Source organism: Roseovarius sp. MBR-154 (assembly GCF_053628595.1).
Window position 1 is genome coordinate 59,467 of sequence record NZ_JBRJGR010000002.1, and the last position, 22,400, is coordinate 81,866.

The following is a 22,400-nucleotide window of genomic DNA, read 5'->3' on the forward strand; positions in this document are numbered from 1 at the left end:
CGCCGATCCCCGGTCTCGTTGCCCGGCAGGATAAATCAACCAAGCGGCAAAAACACCCCCTGCCCGTCACCGTTCCACAAATACTCAAATTCCGGCCTCCGCCCCGCAGGCGCGCGTCACGGGCAGAAGAGATCGTTGAACACCGCAAACAGCATCAGCGACAGGATCAGCGTCAGCCCCACCGTCATCAGCACCCGCAATGCGCGATCGCTCGGGGGGCGACCGGCGACGGCCTCATAGGCATAGAACACCAGATGCCCGCCATCGAGCACCGGCACCGGGAAGAGGTTCAGAAGCCCCACGGCGGTCGAGAGCACCGCGATGAACCAGATGAAGCTTTGCGCGCCCTGGCTGGCCATCGCACCCGACACCTCGGCGATGCCGATCGGGCCGGACATGTTGCAACTGCTGATCGCCCCGGTGACCATGTGATAGAGGCCTGAAAGCGAGCTTCGAATGATATCACCGGTCTGTGTCACCGCAGCGCCGAGCGCCTCGACCGGACCGAGCGCCTCGGTTGCGGGCTCGAATGCCATGGCCCCCGCCACCCCGATGCGCCATTCGGTCTTGAATCCGCCCTCGGGCTGCGGCTCATCCACCCGGCGCGGGGTCAGCGTTGTCTCATATGGGCCGCTTTCAGGCCGCCACATGGTCAGCGCGAGCGGCGCCCCGTTCGAGCCTTCGACGATCTCCTTGAGTTCCGAAAATGCCACGACGGGCCGGTCGTTCACGGCGGTGATCACGTCGCCCGCCTTCAGCCCGGCATCGAACGCAGCCGATTGCGGCGACAGGCTCCCCACCAACGGAGGAAGCAGATGCGGGCCCTGCGCGGTCACGCGGTCATCCGCGCGCCGAACCTCATACTCGAGCAGCGCGCGCATCGGCAGCGTGTCGAGAAACTCGTCATAGACCTCGCCATTCTCGATATCCGGCAGAGACGTGCCTGCGACCGACAAGATCTCGTCGCCCGGTTGCAGCGTCACCCCCTCAAACGGCAGCGGCTTCAACTCGCCCACGGTCAGCGGATCGGCGGTCTTGCCACCGGACATCATCACCGCAGCGAACACCAGAATCGACAGGATGAAGTTGAACACCGGCCCCGCCGCCACCGTCGCCGTGCGCGCCCAGAGCGGCGCACCGTGCATGGTCTGGCGCAAACGCTCTGGCGGCAGGTCCGCAATTGCCGAGCCGTCCTTACCGCTCGCCGCGTCGGAATCACCCAGAAATTTCACGTAGCCGCCAAACGGCAGCGCCGCCACCTGCCAGCGTGTGCCATGCCGGTCAACGCGCGAAAACAGCACCGGGCCAAAGCCGAGCGAGAACACCTCCGCCTTGATGCCGGACCAGCGCCCGACGATGTAATGGCCGTATTCATGCACCGCCACAATCACCGAAAGGGCCACGATGAAGGCCAGTATGGTCATGAAAACGCTGCCGAATTGCGGCAGGAAAGTCAGTATATCCACGTGCTGTCCCTAAATTTGTCGCATCATGGCCGCCCGGTCGGCCTCATCCCTTGCCAGATGGTCCATATGGGCCACCACATCAAGGGTCGGATCGTCACAACGCGCCTCGGGCTGCGCTGAAAGGGCTGCGAGAGTGTCCTCGACAATCGCGCTCATATCGGTAAAGCGCACTCGTCCGGCGATGAAGTGATCCAGCGCGCGTTCCTTGGCGGCGTTGAATATCGCCCCCGTCAAACCGCCCGCCGCCATCACCTCGCGCGCCAGCCGCAGCGCAGGATAGCGCGTCTCGCAGGGCGCACGAAACTCCAGCAGTCCCACCGCCGCGAGATCAAGCGTCGCCACCGGCAAGCTGCGCCGGTCCGGCCAGTTGAGCGCATAACCGATGGCATGGCGCATGTCCGGCGGGCCGACATGCGCTATCAGCCCGCCATCGCAGAACCCCACCAGCGCGTGCACCAGCGACTGCGGGTGCACCAGAACCTCGATCTGATCCGGGGCAAAGCCGAAGAATTCGCGGGCCTCGATCATCTCCAGCGCCTTGTTGAACATCGACGCCGAATCGATGGTGATCCGCTGTCCCATATCCCAGTTGGGATGGCAGGACGCCTCTGATACCGTCGCCGCCGCCAGCCGCTCCAGCGGCCAGTCGCGAAACGCCCCGCCCGAGGCGGTCAGGATCACGCGTGTCACCGCCGCCCGGTCCTCACCCACGAGCGCCTGAAAGATCGCCGAATGCTCGCTGTCCACCGGCAGAATCCGCGCGCCATGCGTCCGCGCCGTCGCCATCAGCAGTGGCCCGGCAGTGACCAGCGATTCCTTGTTGGCCAGCGCCAGCGTCGCGCCCTGCTCCAGCGCCGCCAGACCGGGCGCCAGCCCCGCCGCGCCCACGATAGCCGACATCACCCAATCTGCGGGCCGCCGCGCCGCCTCGATCAGCGCGTTGCGCCCGGCGGCGGCCTCCACCCCCGAGCCATCGAGCGCGGCGCGCAGATCCGGCAACAGATCCTCCTGCGCCACGACTGCCAGATCGGCGTTGAGCGCACGGGCATCGGCCGCCAGTCGCGCGACATTGCCGCCCCCGGTCAGCGCCACCACGTCATAGGCCTCCGGATCACGCGAAATAAGGTCGATCGTGCTCTGCCCGACCGAGCCGGATGCGCCCAGAATGGACACCCGCTTCATGCCACCCCCGGCATCAGGCCAAGCGCCCACAGGATCACCACCACCAGCGCCGCCCCCAGCATCGCATCGAACCGGTCGAGCACGCCACCATGGCCGGGAATGAGGTTGGAACTATCCTTGACCTCGCGCAGTCGCTTGACGGCGCTCTCGGCGATATCGCCCATCTGCCCGGCAAACCCGACGAGGATCGAGACCGGAATGAGCTCCAGCCCGGTCCCGGTCGAGACCGCGAAGAGCGCACCGATGATCCCTGCCCCGAGCCAGCCCGCCACGGTGCCCGACCAGGTTTTCTTTGGGCTGACGCGCGGCCAGAATTTCGGCCCGCCCAGGCTGCGGCCCGCGAAATAGCCCGCCACGTCAGAGACGACCACGATCGAGACCAGCCACAGCACCCAGACGCCCCCCGCCTCGGCACGCAGCAGACCCATGGCGTAGCAGCCCAGTAGCGCCCAGAGGGTGAGTGCGAAGAACGGCCCGCGCTCGCGCTCGACCGCCCGCACCGTGACCAGCGCCACCGCCAGCAAAAGCGGCAGCACCACAAGGCCCGGCAGCCAGAGCGCCAGCACCACCGCAGTCGCGGCCAACAGGCCCGAGCGCGGTGCGTCAGGGGCCGCGAACATGCGCGCGCCTTCCCAGACCGTCAGCCCGGCCAGCGCCGCGACCAGCCCGGCAAAGACCGCGCCGCCGATCCAGATCGCCCCTGCGCCGACGGCCACCATGGCCAGCCCCGAGATCATCCTCGGGGCCAGATCGTACCATCGGGCGGCAGCACTCATGCGGGGACGGCCCCGAACCGCCGGTCGCGCGCGCCGTATTGCGCCAGCAGCGACGCAAAGATGTCAGGCGTGAAATCGGGCCAGAGCGTGTCGATGAACTCGTATTCCGCATAGGCCGACTGCCACAGCAGGAAATTGGAAATCCGTGCCTCGCCACTGGTGCGGATCACCAGATCGGGATCGGGCAGCACGCAGGTATCGAGGTAGCGCGGCAGCGTCTCCTCATCGACATCCTCGGGTCTGAGCCGCCCCTCCGCCACGTCCCGCGCCAGCCGCTGAGTGGCGCGCGAAACCTCGTCGCGCCCGCCGTAATTGAGCGCGATGGTCAGGTTCGTGCCCGTGCAGTGGGCGGTCATCGCCTCGGCCTCATCCATCAGCCCGCGCAGCTTGGCATCGAGCCGGGGCCGGTCGCCGATGAAGCGCACGCGCACATTCTCGCGCACGAACTCCTGCATTTCCTTCATGATGTAGCGGCGAAAGAGGCTCATCAGCCCGGCCACCTCGGTCTGGGTGCGGCGCCAGTTTTCCGTCGAAAAGGCAAACATTGTCAGGTATTTGACGCCGAGGCCCGGGCAGGATTCGACAATCTCGCGCACCCGGCGCGCGCCCGCGTGATGACCAAAGAGGCGCGGACGTCCGCGCTTTTGCGCCCAGCGGCCATTGCCGTCCATGATGATCGCCACATGACGCGGGCCCTCGCCTGCGGGCTTGGTCTTTGCCATGTACGCGTCCTTCATCATTCAGACCTGCATGATCTCGGCTTGCTTGTGCTCCAGCGCCTCGTCGACATGCTTGATGAAGCGGTCGGTCAGATCCTGCACCTCGGTCTCCCAGAACTTCTGATCGTCCTCGGACATGCCGCCGGCCTTGGCCTTCTTGATCTTATCCATGCCGTCGCGGCGGACGTTGCGGATCGCCACGCGGGCATGTTCGGCGTATTGCGAGGCGACCTTGGTCAACTCCTTGCGACGCTCTTCGTTCAACTCGGGGATCGGCAGCATGATGATCGTGCCATTGAGCTGCGGGTTGATCCCCAGTCCGCTTTCGCGGATGGCCTTCTCGACCTTGCCGACCAGGCCCTTGTCCCAGACATTGATGGTCACCATGCGCGGTTCCGGCACGTTGACCGTGCCCACCTGGTTGATCGGGGTCATCTGGCCATAGGCATCGACCTGCACCGGCTCCAGCATCGAGGCCGAGGCCCGGCCTGTGCGCAGTGAGGCAAACTCGGTCCTGAGCGAATTCATCGCCCCTTCCATCCGGCGCTCCAGGTCGCCCGTGTCGATTTCAATATCGTCAGCCATGTCGTTCGGTCCTTCTTGCGGGCTGCCTCTTGTCCCCTGTTTAGCCTCAACCGTGCACGGTTGTATAGGTACCCTCGCCGGCGAGAATGCCCTTGAACCCGCCCGGCTCATCGAGCGAGAAGACGATGATCGGCAGGTTGTTGTCACGCGCCAGAGCAATCGCCGAGGCGTCCATCACCCCCAGATGCTGCGCCAGAACCTCGTCATAGGTGACCTGTTCGAAGCGCTTGGCATCCGCATGCTTGATCGGGTCCTTGTCATAGACGCCATCCACCTTGGTGCCCTTCAGGATCGCCTCGCAGGCCATTTCGTTGGCGCGCAGCGTGGCCGCCGTGTCGGTGGTGAAATAGGGGTTGCCGGTGCCTGCCGCAAAGATGCAGACCCGCTTTTTCTCCAGGTGGCGCACCGCGCGGCGGCGGATATAGGGCTCTGCCACCTCGTCCATCCGGATGGCCGAGATCACCCGGCAATAGACGCCGAGTTTTTCCAGCGCCGATTGCATGGCGAGCGCGTTCATCACCGTGGCCAGCATGCCCATGTAGTCGGCTGTGGTACGCTCCATCCCCTGCGCGGACCCCTGCAAACCGCGAAAGATGTTGCCGCCGCCGATCACCATGCAGATCTCGACGCCGAGATCGTGGACGATCTTCACCTCGCGTGCGATGCGCTCGACGGTGGGGGGGTGCAGACCGTAGGTTGTATCCCCCATCAACGCCTCCCCCGAGATCTTGAGCATGACGCGGCTGAATCTCGGCTTCGGGCTGTCGGGGGCTGTCATCGCAATCTCCGCTGAATTTCGGGTTGGCCGCAAAATGTCGCAAATGGGCGGCAGGTGCAATCGCTGAAAACCGCGCTGGCGCGGGAAACCGCCCGAAATCCCTCTCGTCAAGCGCGGGCAACTTGGCTAACGCAGGAGTATGGACACCCTACCCGACATCGACCCCACCCGCCCCGTCCTGATCGCGGGACCGACGGCGAGCGGAAAATCGGCGCTCGCCATGGCGATCGCACGGGCGCAGGGCGGCGTGATCGTCAATGCCGACGCGCTGCAGGTCTATGAAAACTGGCGTATTCTTTCGGCACGGCCCGATGCGGCGGATGAAGCGGCCCTGCCACACAGGCTATATGGGCATGTCGGCGCGCGGCAGGACTATTCGGCGGGCCACTGGCTGCGCGAGGTGGCGGACCTGCTCGACGGTCCCGAACGCCCGATCGTCGTGGGCGGCACCGGGCTCTACTTCGCCGCCCTCACCGAAGGGTTGGCCGAGATCCCGGCCACACCGGCCGCGATCCGCGCCGAGGGCGACCGTCTGCGCACCAACCGCGGCATCGACGCGCTTCTCGACGGCATCGACGCCACCACCCGCGCCCGTATTGACACGCAGAACCCGATGCGCGCGCAACGCGCCTGGGAAGTGCAGCAGGCCACCGGGCGGGGACTTGCCGCATGGCAGGACACCACGCCGCCGCCCCTGCTGCCGGTCACGGCCTGCACGGCACTCCTGGTCGAGGCAGACAAGGATTGGCTCAACACCCGCATCGCCCGTCGGTTTGACGCGATGCTGGCGGCCGGCGCGCTCGACGAGGTGCGCGCCAACCTCACCGATTGGGGTCCAGCCCTGCCGTCGATGAAAGCCATCGGCGCGCCGGAACTGGTGGCGCATCTGCGCGGCGAGATCACGCTTGAGGCGGCGCGCGACGCCGCCACCATCGCGACCCGGCAATATGCCAAGCGGCAACGTAGCTGGTTTCGGGCCCGGATGCGCGACTGGCGGCGGATCGCCGCCGATGCGCTTTAGATTTTTCGCAATTTTCTCCTGACAACTCTTCAAATTCGTGCGAAGACTAGTCCAAACGCGACTATTTTCAGGACATCCGCCATATGCCACACGCGCAAGTCATGACCGTGGTGCAATGGGCGCGAGGGGCCAATTGGCGCGCCACGCTGCAACATTCCTGTCCGCATCACGCGTTGGTCTGGATCACCCGCGGCCAGGGCATCGCGGTGATCGAGGGTGTGCGGCGCGGCGTCGGGGTGCATAATGCGCTGGCCATTCCGGCGGGCACAATGTTCTCGCTCGATCTCGGCAAATCCGGTTTCGGACTGGTCTGCGAGGTGCCCTCGGGCGGCGCGGTACCGATGCCCGACAGCCCCCAGCATCTGCGCATCCGCGATGTCGCGCGACAGAATGAACTCACCTCGATTTTCGAGGCGATGCAGCGCGAGCAGAACAGCCAGCGCACCTTCATGGACGAGGCGCTCAACGCCGAGGCCAATCTGGTCAGCGTCTGGCTGCGGCGCGCCATGATCGACCATCCCGAGACCGAGCGCGCCACAGCGGGCGAGCGGCTGGTGCGTGCCTATGCGGCCCTGATCGAGCGCGACTTCCAGAACGGGCGGTCTATGGCGGTCTATGCCCGGGCGCTCGGCGTCACGCCAACCCACCTCACCCGGGTCTGCAAGCAAGTCTCGGGTCTCACCGCCGCCGACATGCTGACCGAACGCAGCCTGCACGCCGCGCGCGCCCTGCTCGAGGCGAATGAATTGCCGGTGGGACAGATCGCCGCCAGCCTCGGCTTTGGCAGTGCCGCCTATTTCTCGCGCTTCATCCTGCATCACACCGGACAAAGCCCCTCGGCCCTGCGGAGCAAACCGGCGGCGCGTGGCCCCATGGCCCGCGCGGTCTGAAGGGGCGCGGCGCGCAGACGAGAGGGGCCTGGAGCAGCCGTTGCCGCCTCCCGCGCGAAACGCACCGAAGGTGCCGCGCGATCGCCGGGCCGTCCCGCAGCCTAGCGATCACGCAGCACCTTCTACGGGGTGCTATGTCCGCAACAGGCCCATTCTGCCTGCCCCCTTGCACTCCAAACTCCGCGATCCGCCCCTTGCCGGGTTGCGCTTGGCCGCCTGGCATTATCTAATGACATGAGCCCTCCAACCGACGAAAGCCCGCCATGACGCGAACGCCCCCCCATCCCGCGACCACCCCCCTCGTGACAGAGCTTCGGGCCGGGCGCATGGGGCGACGCGAATTTCTCTGCCGGGTGACCACGCTCGGGCTCGGGGCAACGGCGGCCTATGCCTTGGGCGGCCTGACCCGACCGGTGCGCGCGCAGCCCGCCATTCTGCGGGGCGGTACCCTGCGTATTCAGCAAAGCGTCAAGGCGCTCAAGGATCCGCGCAGCTATGACTGGAGCGAACTGGCCAACCAGACCCGGGGCTTTCTCGAATATCTGGTCGAATATCAGGGCGACGGCACGTTTCACGGCATGCTGCTCGAGCAGTGGGAGGTCAATGACGACGCCACCCGCTACGTCCTGCGCCTGCGTCCGGGCGTGAGCTGGAACAACGGCGACCCGTTCACCGCGCAAGATGTGGCGCATAATATCACCCGCTGGTGCGACACCACCGCGCCCGGCAATTCCATGGCGAGCCGCTGCACCGCGCTTATTGATCTGGCCACGGGTCAGGCGCGCGCGGGGGCGATCACGGTCGAGGACGAGCTGACGGTTACCCTGACGCTGTCGCGCCCCGATATTGCGCTGATCGCCAACCTGTCCGATTATCCGGCCGCCATCGTGCATCCAAGTTATGACGGCGGCGATCCCTTCACCCACGGCATCGGCACCGGGCCGTTTCGCCCGGTCAGCATGACGGTCGGGGAACGCTGCATTCTCGAACGCCACCCCGATCACGACTGGTGGGGCACAAAGGTGTTCGGCGGGCCGTGGCTCGACCGTGTCGAATTCATCGACCTGGGCACAAACCCCTCGACTTGGCTTGCGGCAGCAGAGGACGGGGTTGTGGATCTGCTCTACGAAACGGTGGGCGATTTCATCGACGCCATGAACGCAATCGGCTGGACCGCCACCCATACCGAGACGGCGGCGACCATGGTGGTGCGCGCCTCGCAGAGTGCCGCGCTCGTGGGCACCAATCCCTATCGCAATGCCGCCGTACGGCGCGCGCTCGCTCTCGCAGTGGATAACGCGATCTGCCTTGAACTGGGCTATGGCGGACGCGGCACGGTGGCGGCCAATCATCATGTCAGCCCGATCCACCCCGCCTATGCCGATATCGGCCCTGCGCCCTATGATCCCGCCCTTGCCCGATCCGAGATCGAAGCCGCAGGGCTGCTGGGCTTTCAGCATGAGCTGGTGACGCTCGATGATGAATGGCAACGCAACACCGGCGATGCCGTGGCAGCCCAGTTGCGCGATGCCGGCTTGCGGGTCGAGCGGCGGATCGTGCCGGGCGCGACCTTCTGGTCGAACTGGCGCGACTATCCGTTTTCCGGCACGCAGTGGAATCACCGGCCGCTCGATGTGCAGGTGCTGTCGCTCGCCTATCACTCGGGGGCGGTCTGGAACGAGAGCGGGTTTTCCAACGCCGAATTCGATGCGCTGCTCGACGAGGCCAACCGTCTCGCCGATCCCGAGGTGCGACGCGCCGTCATGGCGCGGCTGGAAACCATCCTGCGCGAGGAGGGCGTGATCATCCAGCCCTATTGGCGCGCGCTCTACAATCACCACAACGGGCAGTTGGTGAATGCCGAGAAGCACCCCTCGAACGAGATCCATCTCTACAGGATCGGCTTTCGGGGCTGAGGCTGCTGTTGCGCGTCTCGCGAGCGTATTGCGCCTTGGGGGGGCGGATGGTTTGGAGTGGTCTTTGCCGCATCCCGGGCGAAACGTACCGAAGGTGCTGCCCTAACTGCCGAGAATCACCCGCACGTAATTGCGGGTTTCCTTGAACGGCGGCACGCCGCCATATTTCTGCACTGCGCCCGGACCCGCATTATAGGCTGCCAGAGCCAGCCGCCACGAGCCAAAGGCGCGGTATTGCTCCGCCAGATAGCGCGCGCCACCCTCTAGGTTCTGGCGCGGGTCATGCGGATTGACCCCCAGAAGCCGTGCGGTCTGCGGCATCAACTGCGCAAGGCCAATCGCCCCCTTGTGCGAAACCGCATCGGCGCGCCAGCCTGATTCCTGTTGCACCAGCCGCACGAACAGATCCTCTGGCACCCGGTAGCGCCGTGCCGCCTGTTTCGCCAGGTCAAGATAAGGCCCGCGATAGGCCCCGCGAAAGGACGGTACGAGGTCGTCCCACATGGTCGGAGCCTGGAACCGCTCCGGCTGAAGCCGCACCGAGTCGTTGTACTGTTCACGCGCGCGGGTATCGAGCACCCGGGTTTGCGACTCGAACATCGACAGTCGCCCCTTGGTCGACAGAACTTCCGCCTGGGTTCCCGCAGGCAGCATCAGCGCCGCGATCACCATCGCACCCATCCGTCCGAGCATCTGTCCCCGCCCCATCACACCGGTTTGCGGCAATATACGGAAAACACCCGAAGATTCGAGCCATTTCTGCCTTTCACTCCGCAATTACGCGATATCTCGCCCAAAGCAGGCGTATTTTTACCTTTCCTTCACCTCGTTGCGATGGTGTAACCGTGCGAAACGCACGGATAACTCGATTCAAGGAGGGCGCGATGGCCGGCTCTGTCAACAAGGTAATACTCATCGGCAACCTGGGCCGCGACCCCGAGGTGCGGACCTTCCAGAACGGCGGCAAGGTCTGCAACCTGCGCATCGCCACTTCCGAGACGTGGAAGGACCGCAACACCGGCGAGCGGCGCGAGCGTACCGAATGGCATTCGGTTGCGATCTTCTCCGAGGGTCTGGTGCGGGTCGCGGAACAGTATCTGCGCAAGGGCTCCAAGGTCTATCTCGAGGGCAAGCTGCAAACCCGCAAATGGCAGGATCAGTCCGGCCAGGACCGCTACACCACCGAGATCGTTCTTCAGGGGTTTGATGCAACCCTCGTGATGCTCGACGGGCGCGGCGAGGGCGGTGGTGGCGGTGGCGGAAGCTATGGCGGAAGCCAGGATCCGGGATATGGCGGGTCTCAGGACCCGGGATATGGCGGCGGCGATGCCGGTGGCGGCGGTGGCAGCCGCCCCTCGCGCGATATGGATGACGAGATCCCGTTCTGACCCGATGACCGGGCCCCGGCCCATGTCACCGCATCACCACAGTCACGCGCGCGCCGTCACCCGGGCGCGCGCTTTGCCTCTGGTCTTTCCGCGCTCCGGCGTATAGGGCGCGGGCATCACGGAACAGGACACCCCAATGGATCTGCGCAACATCGCCATCATCGCCCATGTCGACCACGGCAAGACCACCCTCGTGGATGAATTGCTGAAACAGTCGGGCGCCTTCCGCGCCAATCAGATGGTGGATGAGCGCGCCATGGACAGCAACGATCTGGAGCGCGAGCGCGGCATCACGATCTTTGCCAAGCCCACCAGCCTGATGTGGAAAAAGACCCGCATCAACATCGTCGACACCCCCGGCCACGCCGATTTCGGCGGCGAGGTGGAGCGGATCCTGTCGATGGTCGACGGGGTCGTCCTGCTGGTCGATGCCGCCGAAGGGCCGATGCCGCAGACCAAGTTCGTCACCTCCAAGGCGCTGCGCCTCGGGCTGCGGCCCATCGTGGTGCTCAACAAGGTCGACAAGCCCGATGCCGAGCCCGATCGCGCGCTGAACGAGTGTTTCGACCTCTTCGCCAATCTCGACGCCAATGACGATCAATTGGACTTCCCGCATATGTATGCCTCTGGCCGCTCTGGCTGGGCCGATCACGAGTTGGACGGGCCGCGCAAGGATCTCTCGGCGCTGTTCGAGTTGATCATCAATCACGTCCCGGCACCGCGCCAGATCGCGCATGTGGACGACGATTTCCGCATGCTCGCCACCACGCTCGGCGCCGATCCCTTTGTCGGTCGCCTGCTGACGGGCCGCGTCGAATCCGGCCGCCTCAAGGTTGGCCAGACCGTGCAGGCGCTCAGCCGCATCGGCCAGAAGATCGAGCAGTTCCGCGTCACCCGTATTCAAGCCTTCCGGGGCCTTGCAAGCCAGGATATCGAAGAGGCGACGGCAGGCGACATCGTCAGCCTCGCGGGCATGTCCAAGGCCACCGTCGCCGACACGATCTGCGCGCTCGCCGTTGAAGATCCGATCGCGGCACAGCCGATTGATCCGCCGACCATTACTGTCACCTTCGGGATCAATGACAGCCCGCTCGCGGGCCGCGACGGCAAGAAGGTGCAAAGCCGCGTCATTCGCGAACGCCTGATGAAAGAAGCTGAATCCAACGTCGCCATCAAGATCAGCGACACCCCGGGCGGCGAGGCCTTCGAGGTGGCGGGGCGCGGCGAATTGCAGATGGGCGTGCTTATCGAGAACATGCGCCGCGAGGGCTTTGAGCTCAGTATTTCGCGGCCGCAGGTCTTGATGCGCGAGGGCGAGAACGGCGAGCGGCTGGAGCCCATCGAAGAGGTCACCATCGACGTCGATGACGAATATTCCGGCGCCGTGATCGAAAAGATCACCGGACCGCGCAAGGGTGAGTTGGCCGAAATGAAACCGGCGGGCGCCGGCAAGACGCGGATCATCGCGCACGTGCCGTCGCGTGGGCTGATCGGCTATCATGGCGAGTTTCTGACCGACACGCGCGGCACCGGCGTGCTCAACCGGGTATTTCACACCTGGGCACCGCATCGCGGCCCCATTCCGGGGCGGCGCGCGGGCGTGCTCATCTCGATGGAGAACGGCGAGGCGGTGGCCTATGCGCTGTGGAATCTCGAAGAGCGCGGGCGCATGTTCATCGGCCCGCAGGCCAAGATCTATACCGGCATGATCATCGGCGAGCACAGCCGCGACAACGATCTCGAGGTGAACCCCCTGAAGGGAAAGAAACTGACCAACGTGCGCGCCTCGGGCACCGACGAGGCGGTCCGCCTGACCACGCCGATCACGCTCAGCCTGGAAGAGGCGATTGCCTATATCGACGATGACGAGTTGGTCGAGGTGACGCCGAACGCGATCCGCCTGCGCAAGCGCTATCTCGACCCGCATGAGCGCAAGCGGATGTCGAAAAAGGGCTAGGGAGCCGCGTCTGGGATGGGTGGTTTATGACCTGGAGCGGCCGTTGGCCTACCCCGCGCGAACCGCACCGACAGAGCCGCGCGATCGTCATACCAGAGGCATGCCTCTGGCGTGTCGCCGTGCCGCGGTGCCTTCTGGCGGGATGCAGGTTCGCTCATGGCCGCTCATGCTCCGAAGGTCCAGAGGACACCTACGGCGCAATCATGAACCGGCCCACGGGCTCGAGCCCGTCCTGCCCGCGCCGGGTGACGATGAACTCACCCGAGCTGACGCCGCGGCCGGTCAAGGCGGTGATATTGACCTGATGGGTCACGATCAGAAGCCGCGCGTCAGGCGGCAGACCGGCAATCAGATTGAGCGTCGCCTCGGTTTGCGCCACCCGGTCGCCGCGCGCGGCAAAGAAGGAATTGAGCGGCGGCTGTTCCCGCACTTCCCCCACCTCCATCAGGCTTGCCGTGTCGCGCGCCCGGCACCATTGACTGGCCCAGACCGCGTCGAAACGCACGCCTGCCGCGCGCAGCGCATCACCGGTGCGGCGCGCCTGTGCGCGTCCCCGTGCATCGAGATTGCGCTGCGTGCTGCACTCCTCGACATCGAACCGCGCCGGATCACCCGTCCCGGGTGCCAAGGCGTGGCGCATCAAGGCAATGACGCCCGGTTCCTTGAGCGCCTCCATCCCTTGCACCGCACCACCGCTCACGCTCAGGACGAGCCAGAAACATAGGAAAATCCGCATGCAATCCCCTTTCCCGGGGAAAGCTAGAGCAACGCCACACACCGGCCAGTCTATTCGGTGGCTTCGACGATCACCAGTTCCCGCTCCGAGGCGCCGCGCGCATGGTCGAGCGCCTCCTGATATTCGGGACTGCGATAGCAGGCCTCCGCCGCCTCAAGGCTGGGAAAGCGCGCGACCACGTTGCGCGCCCGCTCCTTGCCTTCAAGCTGCACATAGCGCCCGCCGCGCGCGATGAAGACCCCGCCATGCTTGGCGATGGCAGGACCGGCAAGCGCGGCATAACGGCCATAAGCCTCGTCATCGGTGACGGTCACATGGGCGATCCATAGGGCGGGCATGGGATGATCTCCTGTCGGTTCAGATGCCATCGACGATGACGATATCACGGCTGCTGGATGAGAGAGCAAGCGGCAGGATGCGGCGATACTCTTGCGATCGGTACCAGTCGAGCGCCGCCTGCCGATCGGGAAATTCGATGATCACGTGCCGTTCGGGGCAATTGCCCTCGAGGGCCGTCTGCTCCCCGCCCTTGACCAGGAACCGCCCGCCGAATTTTTCGGCGAGCGCCACGGTCTGGCTGGCATAAGCCTGATAATCCTGCGGGTCATTCACCGTGATCCGTCCGATAAGATAGGCACTCATTCAACCTCCTCAGGAGGTCAGGACCCCCTCCGCCGCCTTGATCGCGGCCTCGGCCCCGCCAATATCGCTGCCGCCGCCCTGGGCCATGTCGGGTCGACCACCGCCGCCCTTGCCGCCCAGTTCTGCCACCGCCGCCCGAACCAGATCGACCGCCGAAAGCCGCGCCGTCAGGTCATCGGTGACGCCCGCCGCAACCGCCACTTTGCCGCCGGTCTCGGCAATAAGCAAGATCACACCGCTCCCCAAGCGCGCCTTGTGCTCGTCAATCAGCGGCGGCAGGTCGCGGCCCTGCACGCCAGAGAGCACCTGCGCGAGAAAGGCAACCCCGGCCACATCGCGATGTGCTGCGGCCTCGCCCTGCCCCGAACCGCCCGCCATCGCCAGATCGCGGCGCAGCTGTGCCACTTCGTTGACGAGGGTGCGGCGCTCCTCCATCAGCGATTTCACCCGTTCGGGCACATCCTCGGGCCGGGTCTTGAGATCGGACGCGACCTGCGCCAGCCGCGCGCTCTGCCCACTGAGATAGTCGAACGCCGCCGCCCCAGTCAGCGCCTCGATCCGGCGCACGCCCGCACTCGACGCGCTGTCACCAAGCGCCACGAACGTGCCGATATCGCCGGTTTGGCGGACATGGGTGCCGCCGCAAAGCTCGATCGAATAGGTGCGCCCGTCGCTGCCCTTGCCGGACCCGTCGAGCGTGCCCATCGACACGACCCGCACCTCGTCGCCGTATTTCTCCCCAAATAGCGCCTGTGCGCCCAGATCACGCGCGTCGTCGGGGGCCATGATCCGCGTCTCGACCGGCGCGTTCTGCCGGATATAGGCGTTTACCTCGGCCTCGACCAGGGTCATTTCCTCGGGGCTGAGCGCCTTGGCATGGCTGAAGTCAAAGCGCAGCCGGTCAGAGGCGTTGAGCGAGCCGCGTTGCGCCACATGCGGCCCGAGCGCGCGGCGCAGCGCCTCGTGCAGCAGGTGCGTGGCGGAATGATTTGCGCGGATCGCACTGCGGCGCGCGTGATCGACCCCCAGTTTCGCCGCCTGTCCGCTCTTGATTTCGCCGGTTTCAACTTCCGCAAAATGGAGGAACACCCCGGCAACCTTCTTGGTGTCTGTGATGCGCGCGCGACCGGTCTCGGTCTCCAGCGTGCCCGAATCGCCGACCTGCCCCCCCGCCTCGGCGTAAAACGGCGTCTGGTTGAACACGATCTGGCATGTTTCTCCCTTGGCCACCGCCTCGCTGACAGCGCCCTCGGAGACGATGGCGGCAATCTGGCCCTCGGCGGTTTCTGTGTCGTAGCCCAGGAAATCGGTGGTTCCCTTGTCCTCGGCGATATCGAACCAGATCGCCTGATCCGCCGCCTCGCCCGAGCCCGTCCAGGCGGCACGCGCCTTGGCCTTCTGCTCTGCCATCGCGGACTCGAACCCGCCCGTGTCGACCGTGCGGCCCCTTTCGCGCAAGGCATCCTGCGTCAGATCGAGAGGAAATCCGAACGTATCGTAGAGCTTGAACGCCGTCGCCCCGGGAAGCGCCGCGCCCTCGGGCAGATGCGCCAGTTCGTCGTCGAGCAGCCGCAGCCCCCGGTCGAGCGTCTGCTTGAACCGTGTCTCCTCGCTCGCCAGGGTTTCCTCGATCAGCGCCTGCGCGCGGCCCAGTTCCGGAAAGGCCTGACCCATCTGCGCGACCAGCGCGGGCACCAGGCGATACATGACCGGGTCCTTGGCGCCCAGCATATGCGCATGGCGCATCGCCCGGCGCATGATCCGCCGCAGGACGTAACCACGTCCCTCGTTGGACGGCATCACGCCATCCGCGATCAGAAACGACGTCGAGCGCAGATGATCGGCGATCACCCGGTGATGCACCTTGCCGGGTCCATCGGGATCGGCGCTGGTGGCGTGCGCGCTCGCCTCGATCAGGTGGCGCATCAGGTCGGTGTCGTAATTGTCATGCTTGCCCTGCAACAGCGCGCCGATCCGCTCCAGCCCCATGCCGGTGTCGATCGACTGCATGTCGAGATCGCGTTGCGTGCCATCGGCGAAACGCTCGTTCTGCATGAAGACGAGGTTCCAGATCTCGATGAAGCGGTCGCCATCCTCCTCGGCGCTGCCCGGAGGGCCACCCCAGATTTCAGGCCCGTGATCGTAGAAGATTTCGGTGCAGGGGCCGCAGGGCCCGGTCGGCCCCATCGACCAGAAATTGTCATCCGTCGCGATGCGAATGATCCGGTCGTCGCTCAGACCCGCGTATTTCTTCCAGATATTCGCGGCCTCATCATCGGTGTGATAGACAGTCACCAGCAGTTTCGACTTGTCGATCCCGAAATCACGGGTCAGCAGGTCCCAGGCATAGGGAATCGCCTGGTCCTTGAAATAATCGCCAAAGCTGAAATTTCCCAGCATTTCAAAGAACGTGTGGTGGCGCGCGGTATAGCCCACATTGTCTAGATCATTGTGTTTGCCGCCTGCGCGTACACATTTCTGGCTGGTCGCGGCGCGGCTGTAATCGCGATGCTCGACGCCGGTGAAACAGTTCTTGAACTGCACCATGCCGGAATTGGTGAACATCAGCGTCGGGTCGTTGCGCGGCACCAGCGGTGAGCTATCGACGATCCGGTGATCATTGCGTTCGAAGAAATCGAGAAAGGTCGACCGGATTTCATTCAGCGTGGGCATGGGTCTCTCTCTTCAGGCAGGGGAAGGGCCAGCGTCCGCGCAGATTTAGCGGGGCCGCCGCGCCATGTCCACCGCAAGAAAAAAGGCCCGGTGCGGTGCCCGGGCCTGGTCTCGACGAACTCTGTGATCAGCCTTCGAGGATATCGTTCCCGTCGCGCGCCGCCAGCGGCGGCCTGTCGAAATCGAGCCCGTGCGCCGCACGGATCTTGTCCTCGATGTCATATGCGATCTCGGGATTGTCGCGCAGATAGGTCTTGGCATTCTCCCGCCCCTGGCCGATTCGCTCGTCGCCATAGCTGAACCAGCTGCCGGACTTGGCCACGATCCCGGCCTTTACGCCCATATCGAGCAGTTCGCCCATCTTGCTGATGCCCTCGCCATACATGATGTCGAACTCGACCTCCTTGAAAGGCGGCGCGACCTTGTTCTTGACCACCTTGACGCGGGTGGCGTTGCCAACGACCTCGTCGCGGTCCTTGACCGAGCCGATACGGCGGATATCGAGCCGTACCGAACTGTAGAACTTGAGCGCATTGCCGCCTGTGGTGGTTTCGGGGCTGCCGAACATGACGCCGATCTTCATGCGGATCTGGTTGATGAAGATCACCGTGCACTTCGTGCGGCTGATCGAGCCGGTGAGCTTGCGCATGGCCTTGCTCATAAGCCGGGCCTGAACACCTACGCTGCTGTCGCCCATCTCGCCCTCGAGCTCTGATTTGGGGGTGAGCGCGGCCACCGAATCGACGACCACGAGGCTGACCGCGCCGGAGCGTACCAGCGTGTCGACGATCTCGAGCGCCTGCTCGCCGGTATCGGGCTGCGAAATCAGCAGCTCATCGAGATCGACCCCGAGCTTGCGCGCATAGGTCGGATCGAGCGCATGCTCGGCATCGACAAAGGCGCAGACGCCGCCCTTTTTCTGTTCCTCGGCCACGCAATGCAGCGTGAGGGTGGTCTTGCCCGAGCTTTCGGGACCGTAAATCTCGACCACGCGTCCCTTTGGGATGCCGCCGATGCCGAGCGCGATATCGAGCCCGATCGACCCGGTCGAGGTCGCCTCGATATCCGCGACGGGATTGTCGCCCCCCATCCTCATGATCGAGCCCTTGCCGAATTGCCGCTCGATCTGGGCCAGGGCGCTGTCGAGCGCCTTTTGCTTGTCTGCGCTGCGCTTGTTATCCATGGAGAGAAGATCTGCCGTTGCCATTCATTCGCTTCCTTATCCCATACCCAGACCGGGGCGGCAATGACTGCCTGTGTTCACGACCTGTTCCCAGCCCGTATGAGGGCAAAACGAGAACATTTCAAGTTCTTAATTGGCAGTATCAGTTTTCCTGCTAAACCTTGCGAAAAGGTTTACGTGACACCGCGTCGCGAATAATATCATGTAAGAGGCCGAAAATGTTGATTTTTTCGAAGCAACGCCTGGTCTTGCTCGCGGTTCCCAAGACCGGCAGCACAGCGCTCGAGGCGGCGCTCGGGCCGATGGCCTCGATGGTCGTGCGTGACCCGCCCGAACTCAAGCATGCGCCGGTCTATCGCTACAATCGGTTCTTTCGCCCGATGATCGAGCGTTTTTCGGGGGGCGACATGGCGGTGGCGGCGGTGATGCGCGAACCCGTGAACTGGCTTGGAAGCTGGTATCGCTATCGCCACCGCGCGGCGCTGGCGGATCATCCGAACAGCACACGAGGGATCAGCTTTGACGCGTTCGTCTCGGCCTATTGCCAGGGCAAGCCGCCGGGTTTTGCAAATGTCGGGGCGCAATCGAAATTCCTCGAGCCGCAGCGCAACGGCACGAAGGTCACGCATCTCTTCCGCTACGAGACACCGGACGATCTGATCGCGTTTCTGGCGGACCGGCTGGGCACCCGGATCGAGACCGCACAGCACAATGCCTCGCCCTCCCTGGGACTGGAGCTGTCCGACAAGACCGACGCGCTGCTGCGCCGCAAACACGCCGACGATTTTGCCCTATGGCAGGGCATCGCGGGCGGTGGGGCCTACATCCCGCTGCCAGCGCGACCGAAACCCGCGGATCGCTAAGCGCAGTCGGGCGTCCGGCCTCCACTCAACGACATTGCCGCTGAACGGTCTGAGTGAGCTCGTCGAGCGAGAAGGGCTTGGGCAGAAAGACCGAATTGGCGATCTGGCGCTGCGCCTCGCCAAAGGTTTCCTCGGCATAGCCAGACATGAAGACGACCTTGACATGCGGGCGCGCCATCAGTGCCTGCTGCACCCAGGTTGGGCCGTCCATGCCCGGCATCACCACATCGGTGACGAAGACATCCACATCCAGCGCCGTATCGGCGAGGATCTCGAGCGCATCCTCGGCCGAGGCGGCCTCAAGCACGGAAAAGCCACGCATCTGCAACGCCCGGCTCGCGAAGGCGCGAACCGGGGCTTCGTCCTCGACCAGCAGCACCACGCCGCTGGCCGGCCCGATCGGCATCGCGGACGGCGCATAGCGCGGCGGGCCCGCCTGCAACTCGGCATAGGCGGGAAAGAGCAGTTGAAAGGTGGCCCCCTCGCCTGGCGCACTGTCGACGAAGATAAACCCGCCCGTCTGCTTGACGATGCCGTAGGCCGTCGACAGGCCAAGACCGGTCCCCTCGCCGGTGCGCTTGGTGGTAAAGAACGGCTCGAACACCTTCTGGCGCTTGTCGGGGGCGATCCCCTCGCCCTCGTCGATGACCTTGACCGAAACATAGCGTCCGGGCGCGACCAGCGCGCGATCACGGCGCAGCGGCTGCTCGAGCCAGAGGTTTGCCGTCACGATGCGAATCGCGCCCCCCTTTGGCATTGCGTCGCGGGCGTTGACCACAAGATTCATCATCACCTGTTCCAACTGGCGCTTGTCGGCACGGATCGCGCTGAGCCCGGGATCGTGGCTCAGCGTGAGCGAGACCTTTTCGCCCACCAACCGGTTCAGCAGATGCGTAAGATCCGACAGCGTGTCGCGCAGGTCGAGCAGCTGCGGCTGCAGCGTCTGCTTTCTGGAATAGGCCAGCAGCTGGTTGATCAGGGCCGCCGCGCGATTGGCATTCTGGTTGATCTGCACGAGATCGGCATAGTCGGGGTCGCCCTGATCGTGGCGCAGCAGGAGCAGATCGCAATGGCCGGAAATTGCGGTCAACAGGTTGTTGAAATCATGCGCAATCCCCCCCGCAAGCTGTCCGATGGCCTGCATCTTCTGGCTCTGGACAAACTGCGCCTCAAGCGATTTGAGCTCGGTCGCATCGGTCATGACGGCAATCAGCACCACCTCGCCCGCATCGGTGGCGCGGTTGAGCGTCACCTGCACGAAGACTTCGCGGTCGTCCCGGCGGACGCGCAGGAATTCGGCATGGACGGTGCCGCGCCCCACCGCCGCGTCGTCCAGCCAGTCCGCGATCGAGCGTCCCAGCCCCTCGAGCGCATCTCCAAGCCGCAGGCCCGTCGCCGTCGCAACCCCGAGGAGCGCGCGCGCAGGACCGTTTGACAGGGTGATTGTGCCATCGCGGCCCAGCTTGAGCAGCGGCACCGGCAGCGATTCGAAAAACGCCCATCCGTCCAAGACCCGCTCCGGTGCCGCGACTCCGGGCAGCAGATAGACCTCGCGCCGACCGGCCAGTCCCTCGCGTTCGACCAGCAGACAATCGACCGGCCCGTCCGGCGTGGCCACCGGATAGATCTCGCCGGAGCGCGGCGGCAGATCGGGGCAGATCCGCGCCAGCGTGCGGACCCGCTCGCCAACCAGGTCACGCGCCGCCGCATTCATGTACAGAACCGCATTGTTGCGACCCACGGTGAGCATCGGCAGTGCATGACCGTCGGCGTCGCGGTGGCCACGCTGGCCGATCTGATCGAACCGCCACAGGTACAGCCTCTCGCCAGCGCGGTGGACATCGAGATGCAGTTGGCCTGCGCGGGTAATGATATGTTCCGCGGCGGCCCCCTTGGCCGCGGCGCGGCTTTCCATGCGGTAGAGAATTGCGGCGGGATTGGCGAGACTATCGCGCAACGCCCCGGCAAGCGTGCCGGTGCCGGGCCGCACCAGATGCCGCCGCGCTGCGGCATTGGCAAAGAGAATCCGCCCCTCCGAGGTCGTGAGCAGGCGGGACGACAAATCTGCCTCGGTCATCAACTTGGCCTGCGTGACGATATCGCGCTCTCGCACCGCCGCACGGTGCCGCAGGAGCACGATCCAGGCACTGCATCCCAAGAGGATTGCGGCGATGAGCGCCAGCAGGCCCTGAGCGCGCGCATCTGCCACCAGCATCGCCGCCCCACCGAACAGCACCGCCGCCGCCATGACAAGGCCCCTGCGCGGCCCGAGGCGCTGCGCGACCTGCTGAAAACGCCCGCCGGGAACGGTGATGAATGCCACTGACGCGCCTTTCTTACGGTGCAAGTCGCGCCGAGACTGGCGCAGATCCATTAAGCCAAGCTTAACGGTAGCGCAAAAAACACGTCAAGATTGATGGATGCCCTACGCTTCCCGCTCAATTTGTGCCAAATAGAAGCCGTCGCCGGTGTCGCAGACCGGCCAATGGCAGCTATCTGTCACCGTCCAGGACGGGAACGCGACGGTGAAATCTCCCGTAACCTCTTGATTTTCAATATCGAGCACGGAGCATGTCGTGTAGACGAGCCGCCCGCCCGGTGCCACCAGAGCGGCCGCGCGCGCGAGGATATCGGCCTGAACCCGGGTCAGTTCCGCCAGACGCTCGGGCGTCAGACGCCACTTTACCTCGGGGCTGCGCCGCCAGGTGCCGCTGCCCGAACAGGGCACGTCGCAGAGCACCAGATCGAATGGCGCAGCGCCGCCAAGCGCCTCGGTCGCGAGCACCGTCACCTCAACCCCCGCCCGCTCCGCGCGGGGGGGCAGATGGGCGATGCGCTGCGGCGCGATGTCATGCGCGAACCACACCGCCTCGGCGCGCGCGGCAAGGGCGAGCACCTTGCCGCCGCCCCCGGCGCAATAGTCGAGCACGCGTGCGCCAACGGGCAGGTCGAGCCGCTCCATCGCCGCCTGACTGCTGGCGTCCTGCAATTCGACCAGCCCCTCGGCATAGCTCGCCGATTGGGCCACTTTGCGTTCACCATCAAGGACATGCAGTGCCGCCCGGGCCGTGTCGACAGGTTCGGTCACGATCCCCTCCGCCTCCAGCCGGGCCCGCGCCTCGTCCCGCGAAAGGCGCCGCAGGTTAACCCGCAGCATCACCGGCGCACGGTGGCGCAGCGCCTCGGCCACGCGCCCGGCATCCCCGCCAAGCGAGTGCTCGATATGCGGCCAGAGCCAGTCCGGCAGATCGCGCGCCTCGACCTCGGTCGCGGGGCGACCCTGAACCATCTCATCCGTCCCGAGCAGGGCGGGCGCATGGCCCACTCCGGTGAACACCTGCGCCAGGTCCGCGCCCCTGTCACGCAGCGCCCCGAGCATCAGCGCCCGGCCCGCCTCACCACCGCCAAGCGCCGCGCAGGAGCGCCACCGGCGCAGCACATGGAACACGTGATCGCGCACCGCCGCGCGATCCTTCGATCCTGCATAGCGCGCACCGCGCGCCCATCCGGTCAGCGACTGTTCTGCCGCGCCGCCCGCGCGGATCGTATCAAGCACCTCAATCGCGGCGGCCACGCGCGCACCGGGGGTCATGCGGTCATCTCGGGATCAATCGGCATCGGGGTC

At 65.3% G+C, this 22,400-nt stretch carries 20 protein-coding genes; 6 read left to right on the forward strand and 14 right to left on the reverse strand.

Annotated elements, in window-relative coordinates:
- Window positions 1-116: 116 nt before the first annotated feature.
- The 6 genes from rseP to pyrH are packed head-to-tail and all read right to left on the reverse strand — an operon-like array spanning window position 117 to window position 5,506.
- A complete protein-coding gene (gene rseP, locus ACSSV4_RS03510; RefSeq protein WP_454273496.1) occupies window positions 117-1,466 on the reverse strand; it encodes an RIP metalloprotease RseP in 1,350 nt (449 codons plus the stop codon).
- Between the two features lie 9 nt (window positions 1,467-1,475).
- A complete protein-coding gene (gene dxr / locus ACSSV4_RS03515; protein ID WP_454273498.1) occupies window positions 1,476-2,648 on the reverse strand; it encodes a 1-deoxy-D-xylulose-5-phosphate reductoisomerase in 1,173 nt (390 codons plus the stop codon).
- Complete coding sequence (locus ACSSV4_RS03520; RefSeq protein WP_454273499.1) at window positions 2,645-3,424, reverse strand: phosphatidate cytidylyltransferase; 780 nt, start codon at window positions 3,422-3,424, stop codon at window positions 2,645-2,647. Before ACSSV4_RS03520 ends, dxr begins: the two co-directional genes overlap by 4 nt.
- Complete coding sequence (locus ACSSV4_RS03525) at window positions 3,421-4,164, reverse strand: isoprenyl transferase (RefSeq protein ID WP_454273501.1); 744 nt, start codon at window positions 4,162-4,164, stop codon at window positions 3,421-3,423. The genes ACSSV4_RS03520 and ACSSV4_RS03525 overlap by 4 nt, the downstream gene beginning before the upstream one ends.
- The gene (frr, locus tag ACSSV4_RS03530; RefSeq protein ID WP_454273502.1) at window positions 4,165-4,728 is read right to left on the reverse strand and encodes a ribosome recycling factor; all 564 of its coding nucleotides are present in this window, start codon (window positions 4,726-4,728) and stop codon (window positions 4,165-4,167) included.
- A gap of 46 nt (window positions 4,729-4,774) precedes the next feature.
- On the reverse strand, window positions 4,775-5,506 hold the full coding sequence (gene pyrH / locus ACSSV4_RS03535) for a UMP kinase (RefSeq protein ID WP_454273504.1): 732 nt from the start codon (window positions 5,504-5,506) through the stop codon (window positions 4,775-4,777).
- A gap of 139 nt (window positions 5,507-5,645) precedes the next feature.
- Here pyrH and miaA point away from each other — a divergent pair, with 139 nt between their 5' ends.
- From miaA to ACSSV4_RS03550, 3 genes are all read left to right on the forward strand, one after another.
- Window positions 5,646-6,527, forward strand: coding sequence for a tRNA (adenosine(37)-N6)-dimethylallyltransferase MiaA (gene miaA, locus ACSSV4_RS03540; RefSeq protein ID WP_454273505.1), 882 nt, complete (start codon window positions 5,646-5,648; stop codon window positions 6,525-6,527).
- An 83-nt stretch (window positions 6,528-6,610) separates the two neighbouring features.
- Entirely contained in the window at window positions 6,611-7,417 is an 807-nt protein-coding gene (locus tag ACSSV4_RS03545) for a helix-turn-helix domain-containing protein (protein ID WP_454273506.1), read from the forward strand.
- 263 nt (window positions 7,418-7,680) lie between these two features.
- On the forward strand, window positions 7,681-9,333 hold the full coding sequence (locus ACSSV4_RS03550) for an ABC transporter substrate-binding protein (protein WP_454273507.1): 1,653 nt from the start codon (window positions 7,681-7,683) through the stop codon (window positions 9,331-9,333).
- 102 nt (window positions 9,334-9,435) lie between these two features.
- Here ACSSV4_RS03550 and ACSSV4_RS03555 read toward each other — a convergent pair whose 3' ends face one another.
- Window positions 9,436-10,026 carry a lytic transglycosylase domain-containing protein gene (locus tag ACSSV4_RS03555; RefSeq protein ID WP_454273509.1) on the reverse strand — a complete coding sequence of 197 codons (591 nt, stop codon included), beginning with the start codon at window positions 10,024-10,026 and terminating at the stop codon, window positions 9,436-9,438.
- 191 nt (window positions 10,027-10,217) lie between these two features.
- Here ACSSV4_RS03555 and ssb point away from each other — a divergent pair, with 191 nt between their 5' ends.
- The gene (gene ssb / locus ACSSV4_RS03560; protein ID WP_454273510.1) at window positions 10,218-10,721 is read left to right on the forward strand and encodes a single-stranded DNA-binding protein; all 504 of its coding nucleotides are present in this window, start codon (window positions 10,218-10,220) and stop codon (window positions 10,719-10,721) included.
- 136 nt (window positions 10,722-10,857) lie between these two features.
- Window positions 10,858-12,678: a translational GTPase TypA gene (typA, locus tag ACSSV4_RS03565; RefSeq protein ID WP_454273511.1), complete on the forward strand. Its 1,821-nt coding sequence runs from the start codon at window positions 10,858-10,860 to the stop codon at window positions 12,676-12,678.
- Between the two features lie 190 nt (window positions 12,679-12,868).
- Here typA and ACSSV4_RS03570 read toward each other — a convergent pair whose 3' ends face one another.
- The 5 genes from ACSSV4_RS03570 to recA all read right to left on the reverse strand — a co-directional run bounded on the left by ACSSV4_RS03570 (window position 12,869) and on the right by recA (window position 17,936).
- Window positions 12,869-13,414, reverse strand: coding sequence for a histidine phosphatase family protein (locus tag ACSSV4_RS03570; RefSeq protein ID WP_454273513.1), 546 nt, complete (start codon window positions 13,412-13,414; stop codon window positions 12,869-12,871).
- 50 nt (window positions 13,415-13,464) lie between these two features.
- On the reverse strand, window positions 13,465-13,752 hold the full coding sequence (locus ACSSV4_RS03575; RefSeq protein WP_454273514.1) for a DUF1330 domain-containing protein: 288 nt from the start codon (window positions 13,750-13,752) through the stop codon (window positions 13,465-13,467).
- 19 nt (window positions 13,753-13,771) lie between these two features.
- A complete protein-coding gene (locus ACSSV4_RS03580; protein WP_454273515.1) occupies window positions 13,772-14,056 on the reverse strand; it encodes a DUF1330 domain-containing protein in 285 nt (94 codons plus the stop codon).
- Window positions 14,057-14,065: 9 nt separating this feature from the next.
- Window positions 14,066-16,729 (reverse strand): alanine--tRNA ligase, encoded by a 2,664-nt coding sequence (gene alaS / locus ACSSV4_RS03585; protein WP_454273516.1) that lies wholly within the window; start codon window positions 16,727-16,729, stop codon window positions 14,066-14,068.
- Window positions 16,730-16,856: 127 nt separating this feature from the next.
- Complete coding sequence (recA, locus tag ACSSV4_RS03590; protein ID WP_454273517.1) at window positions 16,857-17,936, reverse strand: recombinase RecA; 1,080 nt, start codon at window positions 17,934-17,936, stop codon at window positions 16,857-16,859.
- 194 nt (window positions 17,937-18,130) lie between these two features.
- Here recA and ACSSV4_RS03595 point away from each other — a divergent pair, with 194 nt between their 5' ends.
- The gene (locus ACSSV4_RS03595; protein ID WP_454273518.1) at window positions 18,131-18,775 is read left to right on the forward strand and encodes a gamma-glutamyl kinase; all 645 of its coding nucleotides are present in this window, start codon (window positions 18,131-18,133) and stop codon (window positions 18,773-18,775) included.
- A gap of 25 nt (window positions 18,776-18,800) precedes the next feature.
- Here the strand turns inward: ACSSV4_RS03595 and ACSSV4_RS03600 are convergent, their stop codons facing one another.
- The gene (locus tag ACSSV4_RS03600) at window positions 18,801-21,098 is read right to left on the reverse strand and encodes an ATP-binding protein (protein WP_454273520.1); all 2,298 of its coding nucleotides are present in this window, start codon (window positions 21,096-21,098) and stop codon (window positions 18,801-18,803) included.
- Window positions 21,099-21,200: 102 nt separating this feature from the next.
- On the reverse strand, window positions 21,201-22,367 hold the full coding sequence (locus ACSSV4_RS03605) for an RsmB/NOP family class I SAM-dependent RNA methyltransferase (RefSeq protein WP_454273521.1): 1,167 nt from the start codon (window positions 22,365-22,367) through the stop codon (window positions 21,201-21,203).
- Window positions 22,368-22,400: the final 33 nt, after the last annotated feature.